Here is a 17754-nt window from a genome sequence, read left to right as displayed (position 1 = left end):
CTTTGTAGAAAGACTAATGACGGTTATAGGGTGAAGTTTAGCCTAGCCCTTGAGCTTCTCGGCAATCCAGATGGTGTGACGGGTGCCTTTGTTGCCATGGGCGAAGACCTGGACTTCCTCGGCCTTGAAGCCAGCTTTTTTCAGCTTGTCGGAAAATTGCCGATCGGCGCTGGCCGACCACACGGCCAGCACGCCCTTGGGCCGCAAGGCTTTGGCGCAGGCCGCCAGGCCTCCTGCGGAGTACAACCAGCTGTTGGCCTTCTGGGTCAGTCCTTCAGGGCCGTTGTCGACATCGAGCATGATCGCATCAAAACCCTGTGGCTCGGCTTGCAGTACCTTGGCGACGTCTTCCATACGGATTACCGTGCGCGGGTCGAGCAGCGGCTTGCCGGCCTTTTCGCCCAAGGGCCCGCGGTTCCACTCGACCACGCCTGGCACCAGCTCGGCCACCACCACTTCGGCGCTCTTGCCCAGGTGCTTGAGCGCGGAGGCGAGGGTGAAGCCCATGCCCAGTCCGCCGATGAGCACCCGTGAATTCGGTCGGCCAGCGACTTTGCGGCAAGGGATCTCGGCCAGGGCGTCTTCGGAGCCGTGCATACGGGTGTTCATTAATTGCCCGCCGTCACCGCCCTGGATCTTGATGACGAAATCCTCGCCGTACTCGAACAGGCACAGGGCGCCGCCGTTTTCAGGAATAGGGGTGGTGTCGAGCAGAACAAAACGTTTCATGGGGCTCACTTGAAGAAAATTGGCAGAACTCAGGAGGGCAAACCGACGCAGTTGGGAGTAGCCTGTTTATGACGACAAGGCCAACGGAGCCATTGATGAAGCGCACCATTCTAACGGTCATTGCCCTGGCCGCGCTCTCGATAACTGCAGCGCAGGCCCAACAGCTGCAAACCATTCCTGTCAGCCCCGCGTCGACGCTCGGTGCTCCCGGCACTGCGACGCCTACTCCATATCCGCAGATCAGCCCCGCACCTTTGCCCAGGGTTGGCCCAGGCAGCAGCGGTCCGCCGTTGGTGCCGATGGAAATGCCCAGCCCGCCGAGCAAAGACCAGCCGTTGCCAGGGCTTACACCGCAACCACCGAAAGCCAAGTCGCCGGGCGGTTAAACCTGCTGTGAAAGCAGTTGCCCGTCGGCCATGCGCAGGCGCCTGGAGAGGGAAACGGCGAGGGCACGGATGATCTTCGCGGCGATTTTCGGCGCGTCGTTGAGCATTTTTTCCAGTGAGTCCTTACCCAGGTTAAGCAACTGACAGTTGCTCGCCGCCACGCAACTGGCCGAGCGCCGCTCGCCGTCGAGCACAGCCATTTCACCGAACGAGCGACCGCTGCGCAAAGTGGCGATGGTTACCCGTTGGCCGTCGGCGGTGGTTTTCTGCACCGCCACCTGGCCGCTGTGGATGATACACATGAAGCTGCCGGCATCGCCTTCCTGGAAAATTTCTTCGCCCTGGGGGATGGCACTGATGCTGAAGTAGCCTGAGGCGGCGGCAAAGTCCGCTGGCAGCAGCTGGTTGAACAGGCCGCAATCCATCAGCCAGTCGCGGATTTCGTTGTTGAGCAAGGTCGGTTCTGACATGTCGTTGCGGTCTTTTTGTAGTGTCTTTACTGGCTGGATTATGAATACACCGCTGCCCCCGTGTGGGAGCGGGCTTGCTCGCGAAAGCGGTGGGTCAGCCGAAATCAATTTTGACTGACCCACCGCTTTCGCGAGCAAGCCCGCTCCCACAGGGGATAGTGTTGTATCGGCCCGAGGCGTCAGGAATTAAGACCGTTTCGTCGGGCCAGGTTCCTCAGGCAATGCCCAAAACCTTGAACAAAAACCCATATTCGAGCGCTACGTCACGTAATCCCTGATATCGACCGCTCATCCCGCCATGACCGGCGCCCAGTTCGGTCTTGAGCAGCAGTGGATTGTCGTCGGTTTTGTTCGCGCGCAGCTTCGCCACCCACTTGGCCGCTTCCCAGTACTGCACACGGCTGTCGTTGTAGCCGGCGATCACCAGGGTCGCGGGATAGTCCTGAGCGGTGACGTTTTCGTACGGGGCATAGGCCTTGATCCGCTCATAGACATCCGGCTCCTCGGGGTTGCCCCACTCGTCGTATTCGGTCACGGTCAGTGGCAGGTCCGGATCGAGCATGGTGTTGAGCACATCAACGAACGGCACTTCGGCGATAGCGGCAGCGAACAACTCCGGGCGCTGGTTGAGTACCGCACCGATCAGCAGGCCACCGGCGCTGCCGCCGCTGATCGCCAATTGTGCAGAGGAGGTGAAGCCCTCGGCAATCAAGTGTTCGGCGCAGGCGATGAAGTCGCTGAAAGTGTTGTGCTTGTGCTCCTGCTTGCCGGCGCGATACCAGGCTTCCCCCAGCTCGCCGCCGCCACGCACATGGGCAATGGCAAAGGCCATGCCGCGATCGAGCAGGCTCAGGCGCGCGTGGGAAAACCACGGGTCGAGGCTTTCGCCGTAAGCGCCGTAGCCATAGAGGTACAGCGGTACCGGTTTGCCGAGGTCCTCACGCTTGATCACCAGACTGATCGGCACTTGCGTACCGTCCGGCGCGGTCGCCCACAGGCGCTGGCTGACGTAGGCGTCGGCATCGAACGGACCGAGCACCGGCGTTTGCTTGAGGACTTGCTGCTCGCCCGTCACCAGGTCGAGCTGGCGGATCTGCGCCGGACGGTTCAATGCCTCATAGCGCAGGCGGATGCGCTCGCTGAGGAACTCCAGGCTGTTCTGCACGTGCAGGCTGTAGGCAGCGTCGGGCAGTTGCACGCGGTAGCTCGGCAGACCCTGGGGGTGAACCTCGATGATCGGCAGGCCGCCGATGCGCAGGCTCAGGGTCATGGCGCCGGCATTGAGGCTGACGCCATCGATCATCACCGTATCGCTGTGCGTGATCAGGTTCTGCCAGTCGGACTCGCTCGGCGCGCCGCCGTTATCAATGGCTGTGTACAAGGCGAAGTTGATGCCATCGCGGTTGGTGCGGATGAACCAGGTCCATTGACCGTCGAACGTACCGTGGTCGACGTCGTATTCGTGATCTTCGACCCTCGGCGCAATGCAGGTAAAGGCTTGCTGGGGCTGGGAGGCGTCGAGCACCCAGACTTCACTGGTGGTCTTGCTGCCCACGGACAGCAGCAATTGCTGCTCGGAGCTGGAGCGATAGCAATGCATGAAGAAGCGGCCATCGGGCTCATGGAACACTTCTTCGGCCGCAGTGCCATCGAGGCGATAGCGGTACAGCTTGTGCGGGCGATGGGTGTCGTCCAGCTCGCCGAAAAACAGGGTCAGGCTGTCGTTGGCCCAGGTCATGCTGCCGTCGCAGTCCTGGAACTCCAGTTCGCTGACACGCCCGTCGGACAACTCCTTCACGAACAGCGTGTAGATCTCCTCGCCGCTGGAGTCGATGCTGTAGGCCAGGCGCTGGTGATCGGGACTGATGCTGAACGCCCCAAGGGAAAAGAAACCGCCATTGGCCAGTGCGTTCGGGTCGAGCAACAGCTGTTCCCGGCTTTCGTCGAGGGTCAGGCTGTCATCTGCCGGGCGCGGGCAGCGGTAGTGCCGGGCGTATTCGTCGCCCGCGGTGGTGCGCGTGTAATACAGGTACGGCCCCCAAGGCGAGGGCAGGGACAGGTCGGTTTCGAGAATCCGGCCCTTGATCTCTTCGAACAGGGTCTCGCGCAATGCGGCCTGGTCGGCGGTTTGTGCTTCCTGATAGGCGTTTTCGGCCTTGAGGTAGTCGAGCACTGCCTCGGTGTCGCGCTCCTGCAGCCAGGCGTAGGGATCGGAGCCTTCAGCCTTGTGGGCAATCGGAGCGTCGCAAAGGGTGGCGGATAGGGGCATGGAGGACTCTCGGACAGTATACGAAATAAGGGCATCACCCCCTGTGGGAGCGGGCTTGCTCGCGAAGAGGGGTGTCAGTCGAGACTATGTTTTCTGACACACCGCTTTCGCGAGCAAGCCCGCTCCCACAGGGTGAGGCACGTTGCTGGCTGGATTTGGGCAGCCTGAAGGGCGAAAAGCCGTTATCATAAGCGCCTCTTTGCCTGCCTTGCCATGGACACCATGACCGAGAACGACTATCTGATTGCCTGGGGCCTCTACGCCTTCGCCGCCATAGGCTGCCTGTTGGTGTGGATGCGCATCACCCGCTGGATGTGGCGTTGGCTGCGTGAGCCGTTGCGTTTGCTGGTCGCCGTGCTGCTGTTCAGCCCGACCATCATCGACCCGGTCAAGGCCAAGGTCGCTCCATCGATTGCCATCACCGCCCTTGATCTGTTGTTCAAGGTCGGCAACAACGCCTGGCGGGCGATTTCCGATCTGTTCATGTACGGCATGATCGCGTTCGCAATCTACCTGGTGTTTGTCGCGATCCGCTTTCCGATCGAGCGTGCTGCCAATGCCCGCAAGGAACAGGCAGCGGCCGCCAACGCCGCCGCCCGCTCCGAAGACCGGGAAAATGATCAACCGTTCGGCGGTGCCGGCGATGATCGTTACGGTCGTGCGCCTGTGCCGGCCAATCCCCAGCGTATGCGAGTCGAACCGCGTTTGTAACCTTGCCCTGCCTTCATCGAGAATCCGAGCATGTGTGAGTTATTGGGCATGAGCGCCAATGTCCCGACCGATATCGTGTTCAGCTTCACCGGGCTGATGCAGCGCGGTGGCCGCACAGGCCCGCACCGCGATGGTTGGGGCATCGCCTTCTACGAAGGCCGCGGGCTGCGCCTGTTCCAGGACCCGGCCGCGAGCTGCGAGTCGGAAGTCGCCAATCTGGTACAGCGTTATCCGATCAAGAGCGAAGTGGTGATCGGGCATATCCGCCAGGCTAACGTCGGCAAGGTCTGCCTGTCCAACACCCATCCGTTCGTCCGTGAGCTGTGGGGGCGCAACTGGTGTTTCGCCCATAACGGCCAACTGGCGGACTTCCAGCCGGCCGCCAGTTTCTACCGCCCCGTTGGCGATACCGACAGCGAAGCGGCATTCTGCGACTTGCTCAACCGCGTGCGTGCAGCGTTCCCCGAGCCGGTCGAGGTCGAACAATTGCTGCCGGACCTGGTGGCGGCCTGCGCCGAATACCGCAGTAAAGGCGTGTTCAACTGCCTGCTCAGTGACGGTGACTGGCTGTTCTGCTATTGCTCGACCAAGCTGGCGCAGATCACGCGCCGCGCTCCATTCGGCCCGGCACGCTTGAAGGATGTCGACGTGATTGTCGACTTTCAGGCCGAAACCACGCCCAACGACGTGGTCACGGTGATCGCCACCGAACCCCTGACCGAAAACGAAACCTGGACTCGCTACGAACCGGGTCAATGGAGCCTGTGGCGACGCGGCGAATGCGTCAGCCAGGGCCGGACCGAATAAGGATCTCCCATGTTGCTCAGTTATCTACGGCTGGTGTTGTTTGCGGCGGGCCTGTTGATCGGTGTCCAGGTGCCAGGATTCATCAGCGATTACGCCAAGCGGGTCGAAGCGCACCTGATCGAGGCGCAAGCCGGCTTGAGCGGTTTTCAGGGCACGGCCAATCAGTTCTTCAAGGGTGACATGCAGGCCCTGGTCGCCCATTACCGCGCCAGCGACGACCCGATCTTTCGCAGCGATGCCGACAGCCTGAGCAATCTGCTGGCCCGGCAGGTGGCGCTGGACAAGCAGTTCCAGGCGATGCAGGGACCTTGGTACATCCGTGTCCTGCAAGTGGTCCTGGCCGCCGACCCGGATATTCGCAAGGAAACCTGGAACGGCTACAGCTATCAGATTCTGCTGACACCCGAGGCGATGATCTGGGGCATGAGCGGCGCGTTGCTGCTGTCGTTCGGCCTGGAGTGCCTGTTCCGCCTGATCGACTGGGTGGTGCTGGGCGGCAAGCGCCTGCGCCAGAGCCGGCCGATCGAAGAGCGGGATTTGCGCGGGTTGTAAAAAGATCAACAGATCGCAGCCTCGTTGCACTCGATAGCTCCTACAGAAAACGCGATCGCCTGTAGGAGCTGTCGAGTGCAACGAGGCTGCGATCTATAGCTTTCAGCTGGCCGCAGGTTTGCTCAAGGTGACGTAAGCGTCACCCACCTTCTGCGCATAGTCTTCAAGCACCTGCTGACACAACGCCACAATCTCCTCGACCCACTCCACACCCACTCGCCACGACACCACCACTTGCAGGTCCGGCGGTCGCTGGTCGATGTCCAGCAAGGACAATTCCCCCCGTGCCAGCTCCTCGGCGACCAGCACTGGTGGCAATGCGCCAATGCCGAAACCGTCACGCAACAACCGGGTAATCGCCGACACCGAATTGACGCAGTTCAATCGCGGCGCCATGACGCCGTTGGCCTGCATCAGGGCGAGCACTTCCTGATGCGGATGGGAGTTTTTCGAGTAGGTGATGATGCGCTCACCGGCCAGGTCGGCGATGCCTGAGTACTCGCGGTTGTACAGGGAATTGCTGGCGGCGATCCAGCCCATGGGGTGGCTGGCCAGCTCCAGGCTGCGCACGCTTTCCTGGCGCAACAGATCGGTTTGCAGGATCACATCGAGAAAGCCTTTTTGCAGCTGATCGCAGAGGTTGAGCGAGGTATCGGCCACCAGCTCGATTTCCACCAGCGGGTAGTGGTCGGTCATCTGCGCCACCAAAGGGCTGAGCCAGGTGTGGATCACCGTGTCCATGACGCCGATGCGTACCCGTCCGGCCTTGCTCGAACGGGTCTCGATCGACTGTTTGAGCGCCTGCATGGTGTCCAGCATCCGCTCGGCATAATCGAGCACTTTCAAGCCTTCGGGGGTCAGGCTCACGCCCCGGGAATCGCGCAGAAACAGCTTCACTCCAAGCTCGCCCTCGAGCACTGCGATGCGGCTGGAAATCGACGCCTGGGTGGTGAAAAGCTTGTCTGCCGTCAGGCGAAAACTCTTGAGGCGGGCAACCCAGACGAAGGTCTCTAGAAACTTCAGGTTCATGTCATCAGCTCGGGGGATAAAGTTTTCTTATGGCTGGGGCGGGGTTTTATTAGTTGGACGCAAAGGGGCCGGACATCCAAGAATCGACGCATCCGGTTCCCACGATAGGCGTCGTCGGGGCTCAGAACAATACCAATAAAATATGCGCGGAGATTTGCCATGAGTGCGCCCGACACCCTCGACATCCCCAAAGCCACCGCCCGTCCTGGACCCTTCGACTGGTATCGCAACATCAATCAGCAGGAACGCCGAACGTTCTGGAGCTGCAAGATCGGCTATGGCCTGGACGGCATGGACACCCAGATGCTCAGCTTCGTGGTGCCGACCCTGATTGCCATGTGGGGCATCACCACCGGCGAGGCCGGGCTGATTCACACCAGTACGCTGATCGCTTCGGCCATCGGTGGCTGGGTGGCGGGGATTCTCTCCGACCGCATCGGTCGCGTGCGCACCTTGCAACTGACCGTGTTGTGGTTCGCCTTCTTTACCTTCCTCTGCGGCTTCGCCCAGAACTACGAACAGTTACTGATCGCGCGCACCCTGATGGGCTTCGGTTTCGGTGGCGAATGGACGGCCGGTGCGGTGTTGATCGGTGAAGTGATTCGCGCCCAGGATCGCGGCAAGGCGGTTGGCATGGTGCAATCCGGCTGGGCGCTGGGTTGGGGGCTGACGGCGATTCTGTATGCAGTGTTGTTCTCGCTGCTGCCACCGGAAGACGCCTGGCGCGCACTGTTCATTCTCGGGATCGTGCCGGCGATTTTTGTGATTTTCGTTCGCCGCCTGGTCAAGGACCCGGAGATCTATCGCCAGGCCAAGGCCAAGGAAGCACCGAGCAATCCCTCGAAGTTCTACGAGATCTTCGCCCCCGGCATGCTCTTCACCACGTTCCGCGCCTCGTTGTTGACCACGGGTGCTCTGGGTGGCTACTACGCGATCACCTCCTGGTTGCCGACTTTCCTGAAGAACGAACGCGGCTTGAGCGTACTCGGCACCGGCGGTTATCTGGCGATGGTGATCATCGGTTCCTACGTTGGCTATGTCATCAGTGCGTATTTGACTGACATCCTTGGGCGCAAAAAGAACTTCATCCTGTTCGCGGTCGGCTCGTTCACCATCGTCCTGCTGTATACGTAATTGCCCGTGAGCAACGGCGTCATGCTGTGGCTGGGCTTCCCGCTGGGCTTCTTTGCCTCGGGGATCTTCAGCGGCATGGGCGCGTTTCTGACCGAACTGTTTCCTACGCGGATTCGCGGTTCGGGGCAGGGTTTTTGCTACAACATCGGCCGGGCGCTGGCGGCGCTGTTCCCGTTGCTGATTGGCTTGCTCAGCCAGACGGTGCCATTGAGCGTGGGGATCGGCGCGTTCGCGGCGGTTTCCTACGGCGTGGTGATTCTGGCGGCACTCAGCCTGCCGGAAACCCGTGGCAAGCAACTGGACGCTCAGTAACTGATAACCTGCGCGGTAGATGCATTACAGCGAAGAAGAATAAAACCTACAGGAGTGTTCACTGTGAGCCGCCTGCTATTGAACTGTGACATCGGCGAGAGTTTCGGCAGTTGGACCATGGGTCTGGACGCCGAGGTGATGCCCTTCATCGACTGCGCCAACATCGCCTGCGGCTTCCATGCCGGTGACCCGGGCGTCATGCGCAAGACTGTCAGCCTGGCCCTGAGCCACGGCGTGCAAATCGGCGCGCATCCGGCCTATCAGGATCTGGTCGGGTTCGGCCGTCGGTCCATGACCTACAGCGCCCAGGAACTGCAGGACATTCTGCATTACCAGATCGGCGCCCTCGACGGCATTTGCCGGGCCCAGGGCGGTCGGGTGAGCTACGTCAAACCCCACGGCGCGATGTACAACGACATGATGGCCAACCCGGCGCAATTGCGCGCGGTGCTCCAGGCTGTAGCGTCCTATGACCGTAGCCTGCCGTTGATGTTGATGGCCACTGCCGACAATAGCGCCGCCCGGCAGTTGGGCGAGGAGTACGGCGTGACCCTGTGGTTCGAAGCCTTTTCCGATCGCGGCTATGACAGCGCCGGCAGGTTGCTGTCGCGACAATTGCCGGGAGCAGTGCATCATGATCCCGAGCAAGTCGTTGAACAGGCACTGATCATTGCCCGTGGTGATCATCTCACCGCCAGTGACGGCAGCGCTTTGCACTTGCAGGCCAACACCCTTTGCGTGCACGGCGACAACGCCGGTTCGGTCGCCGCCGTGCAACGTATCCGTGCAGCCTTGAATCAGCCGAGCGCCTCATGAAACTGCGGGTTGAAGTGGTAGCGCTCGATTGCCTGATGGTGCGCCTGTTCGATGAAATCGCCGAAGCCAACATGCCGTGGATGCTCGCTGCCAGCGAAAGCCTGCGCAGTGCGTTTGCCGGGCATTTGATCGATCTGGTGCCTTCTTACACCACCTTGATGGTGCACTTTGACTTGAGCGGATTGAGCCCGTCCCAGGCCCGGGAGTTGATCGCCCAGGCATTGATCGATCTTTCGCCCAATGCCAGAAAGCGCGGCGCTTGCCATGTGCTGCCGGTGTGGTACGACCCGAGCGTCGGCCCGGAGCTGAGCCTGTTATCGCAGCGCAGCGGCTTGACGGTGGATGAGGTGATCCGCCGTCATAGCGAGCGTGAGTATCAGGTTTTCGCCCTGGGCTTTGCGCCGGGGTTCGCGTTCATGGGACTGGTGGAGGAGGTCCTCGCCGCGCCGCGTCTAAACACGCCCCGCAAGAAAGTCGCAGCCGGCAGCGTCGGCATCGCCGAACGACAAACGGCGGCCTATCCGGTGGTATCCCCCGGGGGCTGGAACCTGATCGGTCGCACCCCGGCCAGATTGTTCGACCGCCACCGCGATGGCTACAGCCTGATGCAGCCGGGCGACACGGTGCGCTTCGAAGCGGTCGGCCACGCCGAGTTCATCAATCTGGGCGGGGATGACACGCCATTGGAGGCCCAGGCATGAGCCGTCTGAGTATTGAAGCGAGCACGCCACTTTGCCTGTTGCAGGATGCGGGGCGTTTTGGCGTGCGGCATCTGGGGGTGACCCAGGGCGGGGCGGTCGATTGGTGCTCGATGGCCTGGGCCAATTGGCTGCTGGGCAATGCACTGGATGTAGCGGTGATCGAAATCACCCTCGGTGGTCTGACCCTGGTGGCGGAGGACGAATGTCTGCTGGCACTGGCCGGAGCGGATCTGGGCGCGCAGGTCGATGGCGAAGCGTTGGCGCCATGGCGCAGTTTCAGACTGCACAAAGGCCAGCGTTTGCAATTCACTCAACCATTGCTTGGGGCCCGAGCCTATCTGGCCGCGCCGGGTGGTTTTGCCGCACCGAAGGTGTTGGGCAGCAGCGCCACCGTGGTCCGCGAAGAACTGGGGGGGCTGGATGGCATGGGTCGCCCATTGAGCCAAGGTGCTTCGTTGAGCTATTCGGGGAATCCGCTGATGTTGCTGCGCGATGTACCGGCAGATCAGCGACCGGACCTGAACCTGGATACACCGCTGGACCTGGTGCTGGGGGCGCAAATCGGCGAGTTCAGCGGGCAGAGTCTGTTCGATGCGTTCAACAGCACCTGGAGTCTGGACAGCCGTGCCGACCGCATGGGCATTCGCCTCTTGGGCCCTGCGCTGCAGTATCAGGGCAAGCCGATGATTTCCGAAGGCATCCCGCTGGGTGCGGTTCAGGTACCGCCGGACGGGCAACCGATCGTCCTGCTCAATGATCGGCAGACCATTGGTGGCTATCCGCGTCTGGGGGCGTTGACGCCGTTGGCGCTGGCGCGCTTGGCGCAATGCCTGCCGGGTAAGCAGGTGCGGCTGCACCCGGTGGTGCAGGAGGTGGCGTATCGCGAGCAGATTGAATATTTGCGCAGGTTTCAGAACCGCTAAAAGCATCGTCGGAACGCCGCCCGGAGCAAGCCCGGCTCCCACATTGGCGTTGTGCAAGGCACAGAGTAAATGTGGGAGCGGGCTTGCTCGCGAAGAGGCCCTTACCGGCAATACATTCCTATTTGGATAAAAACCGCATCCCTTCCTCCAACCCGCGAAGGGTCAGCGGATACATCTGGTCATCGATCAAGTCCCGCACGATATTGGTCGACGAGGTATAGCCCCAGGTGTCTTTCGGGTACGGGTTGATCCAGATGAGCTTCTTGTACTTCTCCTTGAACCGCTGCATCCACACGTAACCGGCTTCTTCGTTCCAGTGCTCGACGCTGCCGCCTGCCTGGGTGATTTCGTAGGGCGCCATCGCGGCGTCACCGATGAAAATCACTTTGTAGTCGGCACCGTACTTGTGCAGCAGGTCCATGGTCGAGGTGCGCTCGGAGGTGCGACGCATGTTGTTCTTCCACACCGATTCATAAATGAAGTTGTGAAAGTAGAAGTACTCCAGGTGCTTGAACTCGGTCTTGCAGGCCGAGAACAGCTCTTCGCAGATCTTCACGTGAGCGTCCATCGAGCCGCCGATATCGAACAACAGCAACAGCTTGACGGTGTTACGCCGCTCCGGCCGCATCTGGATATTCAGCAAACCGGCATCTTTGGCGGTGTGGTCGATGGTGCCATCGATGTCCAGCTCTTCGGCCGCGCCCTGGCGGGCGAACTTGCGCAGGCGGCGCAGGGCGACCTTGATATTGCGCGTGCCCAGTTCGACGGTGTCATCGAGGTTCTTGTACTCGCGCTGGTCCCAGACCTTGACTGCCTTGCCCTGACGCTTGCCGGCATCGCCGACCCGAATGCCTTCGGGGTTGAAACCGCCGGAACCGAACGGGCTGGTACCACCGGTGCCGATCCACTTGTTGCCACCGGCATGGCGTTCCTTCTGTTCTTCCAGGCGCTTCTTGAACTCTTCGATCAGCTTGTCCAGGCCCCCAAGGGACTGGATCGCCGCGCGCTCTTCGTCGGTCAGTGAACGCTCGAACTCCTTGCGCAGCCAATCCTCGGGGATCAGCGCCTGCAAGTGATCATCGAGTTTTTCCAGGCCGTTGAAATAAGCCCCGAACGCTCGATCGAATTTGTCGAAATGCTTTTCGTCCTTCACCAGGATCGCCCGGGACAGGTAATAGAACTCGTCCATGTCGGCGAAGGTCACGCGCTGTTTCAGCGCGTTGATCAGGTCCAGCAGCTCACGCACCGAGACCGGCACCTTGGCTGCGCGCATTTCATTGAACAGGTTGAGCAGCATGGTCTTTGCCCCGGATGATCAACGACTACCGCGACGGCTCATGAACGCCAGGCGCTCAAGCAATTGCACGTCCTGTTCGTTCTTCACCAAGGCGCCGGCCAGCGGCGGGATGGCCTTGGTCGGATCGCGTTCGCGCAGGACCGCTTCGCCGATGTTGTCGGCCATCAGCAGCTTCAGCCAGTCCACCAGCTCTGAGGTCGATGGTTTTTTCTTAAGGCCCGGCACCTTGCGCACGTCGAAGAACACGTCCAGCGCTTCGCTGACCAGGTCTTTCTTGATGTCCGGGTAATGCACGTCGACGATCCGCTGCATGGTCGTGCGATCCGGGAACGCGATGTAGTGGAAGAAGCAGCGGCGCAGGAATGCGTCCGGCAGCTCTTTCTCGTTGTTGGAGGTAATTATGATGATCGGACGTTTCTTGGCCTTGATGGTCTCGTCGATCTCGTAAACGTAGAACTCCATTTTGTCGAGTTCTTGCAGCAGGTCGTTGGGGAATTCGATGTCGGCCTTGTCGATTTCGTCGATCAGCAGGATCACCCGCTCTTCGGATTCGAAGGCTTCCCAGAGCTTGCCTTTTTTCAGGTAGTTGCGAACGTCGTGGACTTTTTCCGTGCCTAGTTGCGAATCGCGCAGGCGGCTGACCGCGTCGTACTCGTACAGGCCCTGGTGAGCCTTGGTGGTGGACTTGATGTGCCAGGTGATCAGCTTGGCGCCAAAGGATTCGGCCAGTTGCTCGGCGAGCATGGTCTTGCCGGTGCCTGGTTCGCCCTTGACCAGCAATGGCCGCTCCAGGGTGATGGCGGCATTCACCGCCAGCTTCAGGTCATCGGTGGCGACGTAGGCCTGGGTGCCTTCGAACTTCATCTGCTAATCCTCGAACGGTAACGCCGACCTGAAAAGGCAGGGCGGGGCGCAATAAAATGTCAGCCCCGACTATAACGCGCTGCCCGGTCGACTGTGAACGCAGACGGCTTATTCAGTCTCTGAATGGAGCGTCACATCCTGACTCAGCCGGCATCCGGCTTGGGATTCTCATACCGTGCATTGAATGCCTGGATGAAACCATTACGTAAAATCTGCAAAAACGCCTGGAATGCGCTGATATCTTGCCGATGTACGTTGCCTTTCAGTTCGACGCGGGTGGCGAACTGGTTTTTGCCCTGGTTCTTCAGAACGGTTTCAGAGCCCCCGACTATGGCCTCCCAAATGGATCGGAATATCCCTTTGTCTTTGTTTTCCACGTCCTGCTGCCAGTTGAACACATCGACGTCTTTCAACAGCGGCTTGATATAGCCCGTTAACCTGGCTTTTTTCGCCTGCGCTTCGATCACCACGTCGCCGTGGCCGGCGTTGAAGTCGAACTTGCCATAGGCCGCTGCGAAGTCGTTCAACCGTTTGAGTTCGATGTCCCGGGCGCGCAGGCGAAACTCGAAGTCTTCGAAATTGCTCAGCGGGTCGAAAGTGGCGCTTGTTTCAAGTGGTGCGTGCCCCAGCAACAGGGCTTTGCCTTCGAAGCGTGCGTCACGTTTGCCTTCGGTATCGACGACATTGGTCAGGTTGTAAATGCTCGCATCGACCTTGGTGGCGTTCATGTTCACCGCAGGTTTGGAATTGAAATTGCGAAAACTGATCTTGCCGTCATCGATCTTTACTTCGTTCAGGGTGATCGGCAGCAATTTGCCCAACTGGGCGCGCCAGTCGGTGCCTTGGCCGGTTTGAGAGTTCTGTTTGTTGGCGCCACCGTCGACGAAATTCACTTCAGGCCGGACGAATGTCACCTCGGCCACTACCGCATGGTCATGCCAGAGTGAGTGCCAGCTGACCGAGAGGTCGATCAACGGTGCATCGACGAACGGAACCGGCACCTTGCCGTCGACCTTGACGATCTTCAAGCCATTGATTTTGTAGGCGCCGCGCCACAGGGCCAGGTCCACATCGGTGATCTGGCCGCGGTAATCACCCATGTCCGCGAGGCGGTCGTTGAGGTAGTCGCGCACCAGATAGGGCAGCGCGAAATGCAGGGCAATCAGCAGCACAATCAGGCCGGCGAAGGTCCATAGGGGCCAACTGTATCGACGTTTCATGGTGGCAAATCTCTGGCGATCTAAAGGCATTGACTCCTGTAACAACTGGACGTTCGACCTGACTGGACGACTACAGGTAACAGGCATACCTTTGTGCGCTTATCAAATGCTGTAGTAAGGACCCAGCCATGAGCCGCATTTACGCAGACAACGCCCATTCCATCGGCAATACACCGCTGGTGCAGATCAATCGCATCGCCCCGCGCGGCGTGACCATCCTGGCCAAGATCGAAGGGCGTAACCCGGGTTACTCAGTCAAGTGCCGGATCGGCGCGAACATGATCTGGGATGCCGAAAGCACCGGCAAACTCAAGCCTGGCATGACCATTGTCGAACCGACCTCCGGCAACACCGGTATTGGCCTGGCCTTCGTAGCCGCCGCCCGTGGTTACAAGTTGATGCTGACCATGCCGGCGTCCATGAGTATCGAGCGACGCAAAGTGCTCAAGGCCCTGGGCGCCGAACTGGTGCTGACCGAACCGGCCAAGGGCATGAAAGGTGCCATCGAGAAGGCCGGCGAAATTGTCGCTGGGGATCCATCCCGATACTTCATGCCGGCACAGTTCGATAATCCGGCCAACCCGGCCATCCATGAAAAGACCACCGGGCCGGAAATCTGGAACGACACCGACGGTGCGGTCGACGTTTTGGTGGCCGGTGTCGGAACAGGCGGAACCATCACTGGCGTTTCGCGCTACATCAAGAATACCCAGGGCAAACCGATTATCTCGGTGGCCGTGGAGCCTGCCGTCTCGCCGGTGATCACCCAGGCGCTGGCCGGTGAAGAGATCAAGCCGAGCCCGCACAAGATCCAGGGTATTGGTGCCGGTTTTGTGCCGAAAAACCTCGATCTGTCGATCGTGGACCGGGTCGAACTGGTCAGCGACGACGAGTCCAAGGCTATGGCCCTGCGCTTGATGCAGGAAGAAGGGATTTTGTGCGGTATCTCCTGCGGTGCGGCCATGGCTGTCGCGGTGCGCCTGGCGGAGACCCCGGAAATGCAGGGCAAGACCATCGTGGTGATCCTGCCGGATTCCGGTGAGCGTTACCTGTCGAGCATGCTGTTCAGTGACCTGTTCACCGAGAAGGAAAACCAGGCATAAGGCGGCATTCAGGCGATTGGTTGATCCGGGCGCGATGCGCCCGGTGTTGGCGGTAGTGGGGCTGACGTTTCTGGGGTATTGGCTGTTCGGGTGATTATCTGTCCGGGAAGCAGACCTGTAGCTGGCTTGCCAGCGATCGCGGTTTGTCAGTCATCATGGATATGCCGACACCGCGCTATCGTAGCCGGCTCCTTCAGGTCCTCAGTACACCAATGCTGTATGCGATGGCCATCAGAAACCCTCCAAGGGAGAGTCGCATCGCGGACATGTATGAAATTATGTAAAAACGAATCGCTAACGATATCTAAACCTGTCAGATCGATCAGTGTAGTAACCGAGTTACCCATCACTCCGTTTTTTTGTTGTCTTAGACCTGGTAGTGAGTAGTTTGGTTACATATTTCGCCGAGCTTTTGCACGTCAGCTCATCAGAAGCTGGAAAAAGTTAGCCGTTAAAAATTTACTAGAAATCATATCTCATTGATTTATAGGTGTTTATTTCATTTTCTGAAAATAATTATACACGTAGAGTCGCTCTGGCCCTTGGCTTGCATCAGCCTGTATATACAGGATGATGTAAGTGCGCCCTTCACATCACTCCTGTTCAAACAAACAAGCGCACAGGAGTTGAACCGTGTCCAATAGCAAATTCCGCGACGTTGTTATCCGTGCACAACGTGGTAACCAGCTAACCGCTAAATCTTGGCTGACTGAAGCGCCGCTGCGCATGCTGATGAACAACCTCGACCCGGAAGTCGCCGAGAACCCTAAGGAGTTGGTGGTTTACGGTGGCATTGGTCGCGCGGCACGTAACTGGGAATGCTACGACAAGATCGTTGAAAGCCTGACCAACCTGAACGACGACGAGACCCTGCTGGTGCAATCCGGCAAGCCGGTCGGCGTGTTCAAGACCCACACCAACGCCCCGCGCGTACTGATCGCCAACTCCAATCTGGTGCCACACTGGGCGAGTTGGGAGCACTTCAACGAACTCGACGCCAAAGGCCTGGCCATGTACGGCCAGATGACAGCTGGCAGTTGGATCTACATTGGCAGCCAAGGCATCGTCCAGGGAACCTACGAAACCTTCGTTGAAGCCGGTCGCCAACACTACAACAATGACTTGAAAGGTCGCTGGGTCCTGACCGCAGGTCTGGGCGGCATGGGTGGTGCTCAACCTCTGGCGGCAACTCTGGCCGGGGCTTGCTCGCTGAACATCGAATGCCAACAAGTGAGCATCGATTTCCGCCTGAACAGCCGCTATGTCGATGAGCAAGCCACCGACCTCGACGACGCGCTGGCCCGCATTTCAAAATACACCAAAGAAGGCAAAGCGATTTCAATCGCCCTGCTGGGTAACGCCGCTGAAATCCTGCCGGAAATGGTGCGTCGTGGTGTGCGCCCGGATATGGTTACCGACCAGACCAGCGCTCACGACCCTCTGAACGGTTACTTGCCAGCCGGCTGGACCTGGGAAGAATACCGCGCTCGCGCCAAGACCGAGCCGGCTGCGGTGGTCAAGGCGGCCAAGCAATCGATGGTTGTGCACGTTAAAGCGATGCTGGATTTCCAGAAAATGGGCATCCCGACCTTCGACTACGGCAACAACATCCGTCAGATGGCTCAGGAAGAAGGCGTGGAAAACGCATTCGACTTCCCAGGCTTCGTACCGGCCTACATCCGTCCGCTGTTCTGTCGTGGCATCGGCCCGTTCCGCTGGGCTGCGCTGTCGGGCAACGCTGAAGACATCTACAAGACCGACGCCAAGGTCAAGGAACTGATCCCGGACGACGCGCACCTGCACAACTGGCTGGACATGGCCCGCGAGCGCATCAGCTTTCAGGGTCTGCCGGCACGTATCTGCTGGGTTGGCCTGGGTCTGCGCGCCAAGCTCGGCCTGGCGTTCAACGAAATGGTCCGCAGCGGTGAATTGTCCGCGCCCATCGTGATCGGTCGGGATCACCTGGACTCAGGTTCCGTATCGAGCCCGAACCGTGAAACCGAATCGATGCAGGACGGTTCCGACGCCGTATCCGACTGGCCACTGCTCAACGCACTGCTCAACACCGCAAGCGGCGCGACCTGGGTTTCCCTGCACCACGGCGGCGGCGTCGGCATGGGCTTCTCCCAGCACTCGGGCATGGTGATTGTCTGCGACGGTACTGACGAAGCGGCCGAGCGTATCGCTCGTGTCTTGCACAACGACCCGGCGACCGGCGTCATGCGCCATGCCGATGCGGGTTACCAGATCGCGATCGATTGCGCCAAGGAACAGGGGCTGAACCTGCCAATGCTTTCGAGCTGACGGTAATAGATTGCTCTTCAAATACTGCCTTGGGCGTGCATTTGAAGTGTTTCCAACGGTATTGAGAGCATGGGGTATTCCAAGTGGTGCGAAATACACTTGCCCATGCTCCTCTCTTCTCCTGAGT

16 protein-coding genes and 1 pseudogene are annotated in these 17754 nt (G+C 59.8%); 10 read left to right on the top strand and 7 right to left on the bottom strand.

Annotation, left to right across the window (positions count from 1 at the left end):
* Nucleotides 1-42: 42 nt before the first annotated feature.
* Entirely contained in the window at nucleotides 43-729 is a 687-nt protein-coding gene (locus tag KW839_RS25890; protein ID WP_095171697.1) for a spermidine synthase, read from the bottom strand.
* A gap of 95 nt (nucleotides 730-824) precedes the next feature.
* On the opposite strand from KW839_RS25890, the gene KW839_RS25885 reads away from it, so the two are divergent.
* Entirely contained in the window at nucleotides 825-1115 is a 291-nt protein-coding gene (locus KW839_RS25885) for a hypothetical protein (protein ID WP_060541273.1), read from the top strand.
* On the opposite strand, the gene KW839_RS25880 is transcribed toward KW839_RS25885, so the two are convergent.
* Both KW839_RS25880 and KW839_RS25875 read right to left on the bottom strand, forming a co-directional pair.
* Entirely contained in the window at nucleotides 1112-1585 is a 474-nt protein-coding gene (locus tag KW839_RS25880) for a cyclic nucleotide-binding domain-containing protein (RefSeq protein ID WP_060541274.1), read from the bottom strand. The two genes, KW839_RS25885 and KW839_RS25880, sit on opposite strands and share 4 nt — an antisense overlap.
* Before the next feature lie 214 nt (nucleotides 1586-1799).
* Nucleotides 1800-3854: a S9 family peptidase gene (locus KW839_RS25875; RefSeq protein ID WP_218425864.1), complete on the bottom strand. Its 2055-nt coding sequence runs from the start codon at nucleotides 3852-3854 to the stop codon at nucleotides 1800-1802.
* A 213-nt stretch (nucleotides 3855-4067) separates the two neighbouring features.
* Here KW839_RS25875 and KW839_RS25870 point away from each other — a divergent pair, with 213 nt between their 5' ends.
* The 3 genes from KW839_RS25870 to KW839_RS25860 are packed head-to-tail and all read left to right on the top strand — an operon-like array spanning nucleotide 4068 to nucleotide 5924.
* The gene (locus KW839_RS25870; RefSeq protein ID WP_218425863.1) at nucleotides 4068-4565 is read left to right on the top strand and encodes an MFS transporter; all 498 of its coding nucleotides are present in this window, start codon (nucleotides 4068-4070) and stop codon (nucleotides 4563-4565) included.
* A 30-nt stretch (nucleotides 4566-4595) separates the two neighbouring features.
* Nucleotides 4596-5372, top strand: coding sequence for a class II glutamine amidotransferase (locus KW839_RS25865; RefSeq protein ID WP_060541277.1), 777 nt, complete (start codon nucleotides 4596-4598; stop codon nucleotides 5370-5372).
* Nucleotides 5373-5381: 9 nt separating this feature from the next.
* Nucleotides 5382-5924: a DUF2937 family protein gene (locus KW839_RS25860; protein WP_218425862.1), complete on the top strand. Its 543-nt coding sequence runs from the start codon at nucleotides 5382-5384 to the stop codon at nucleotides 5922-5924.
* A 102-nt stretch (nucleotides 5925-6026) separates the two neighbouring features.
* Here KW839_RS25860 and KW839_RS25855 read toward each other — a convergent pair whose 3' ends face one another.
* On the bottom strand, nucleotides 6027-6953 hold the full coding sequence (locus KW839_RS25855; protein ID WP_060541279.1) for a LysR family transcriptional regulator: 927 nt from the start codon (nucleotides 6951-6953) through the stop codon (nucleotides 6027-6029).
* A 159-nt stretch (nucleotides 6954-7112) separates the two neighbouring features.
* On the opposite strand from KW839_RS25855, the pseudogene KW839_RS25850 reads away from it, so the two are divergent.
* The 4 genes and pseudogenes from KW839_RS25850 (at nucleotide 7113) to KW839_RS25835 (ending at nucleotide 10839) form a co-directional block, all read left to right on the top strand.
* Nucleotides 7113-8399 (top strand): annotated as a pseudogene (locus tag KW839_RS25850) (MFS transporter).
* A 63-nt stretch (nucleotides 8400-8462) separates the two neighbouring features.
* A complete protein-coding gene (locus KW839_RS25845; protein ID WP_218425861.1) occupies nucleotides 8463-9215 on the top strand; it encodes a 5-oxoprolinase subunit PxpA in 753 nt (250 codons plus the stop codon).
* A complete protein-coding gene (locus KW839_RS25840; RefSeq protein WP_060541282.1) occupies nucleotides 9212-9916 on the top strand; it encodes an allophanate hydrolase subunit 1 in 705 nt (234 codons plus the stop codon). The genes KW839_RS25845 and KW839_RS25840 overlap by 4 nt, the downstream gene beginning before the upstream one ends.
* Nucleotides 9913-10839 (top strand): biotin-dependent carboxyltransferase family protein, encoded by a 927-nt coding sequence (locus tag KW839_RS25835; RefSeq protein WP_218425860.1) that lies wholly within the window; start codon nucleotides 9913-9915, stop codon nucleotides 10837-10839. Before KW839_RS25840 ends, KW839_RS25835 begins: the two co-directional genes overlap by 4 nt.
* A gap of 118 nt (nucleotides 10840-10957) precedes the next feature.
* Here the strand turns inward: KW839_RS25835 and KW839_RS25830 are convergent, their stop codons facing one another.
* The 3 genes from KW839_RS25830 to KW839_RS25820 form a co-directional block, all read right to left on the bottom strand.
* Nucleotides 10958-12136, bottom strand: coding sequence for a VWA domain-containing protein (locus KW839_RS25830; protein WP_060541284.1), 1179 nt, complete (start codon nucleotides 12134-12136; stop codon nucleotides 10958-10960).
* Between the two features lie 18 nt (nucleotides 12137-12154).
* Entirely contained in the window at nucleotides 12155-13000 is an 846-nt protein-coding gene (locus tag KW839_RS25825; protein ID WP_060541285.1) for a MoxR family ATPase, read from the bottom strand.
* 143 nt (nucleotides 13001-13143) lie between these two features.
* A complete protein-coding gene (locus tag KW839_RS25820) occupies nucleotides 13144-14220 on the bottom strand; it encodes a DUF748 domain-containing protein (protein WP_218425859.1) in 1077 nt (358 codons plus the stop codon).
* Nucleotides 14221-14348: 128 nt separating this feature from the next.
* Between KW839_RS25820 and cysK the strand changes: the two genes are divergently transcribed.
* Both cysK and hutU read left to right on the top strand, forming a co-directional pair.
* The gene (gene cysK, locus KW839_RS25815) at nucleotides 14349-15323 is read left to right on the top strand and encodes a cysteine synthase A (protein WP_218425858.1); all 975 of its coding nucleotides are present in this window, start codon (nucleotides 14349-14351) and stop codon (nucleotides 15321-15323) included.
* Nucleotides 15324-15956: 633 nt separating this feature from the next.
* Nucleotides 15957-17627 (top strand): urocanate hydratase, encoded by a 1671-nt coding sequence (gene hutU, locus KW839_RS25810; protein ID WP_218425857.1) that lies wholly within the window; start codon nucleotides 15957-15959, stop codon nucleotides 17625-17627.
* The last annotated feature ends 127 nt before the right edge of the window (nucleotides 17628-17754 follow it).

Source organism: Pseudomonas sp. PDM31 (assembly GCF_019218965.1).
Taxonomy (GTDB): Bacteria; Pseudomonadota; Gammaproteobacteria; order Pseudomonadales; family Pseudomonadaceae; genus Aquipseudomonas.
This window is presented reverse-complemented; position numbering and strand designations above follow the sequence as displayed.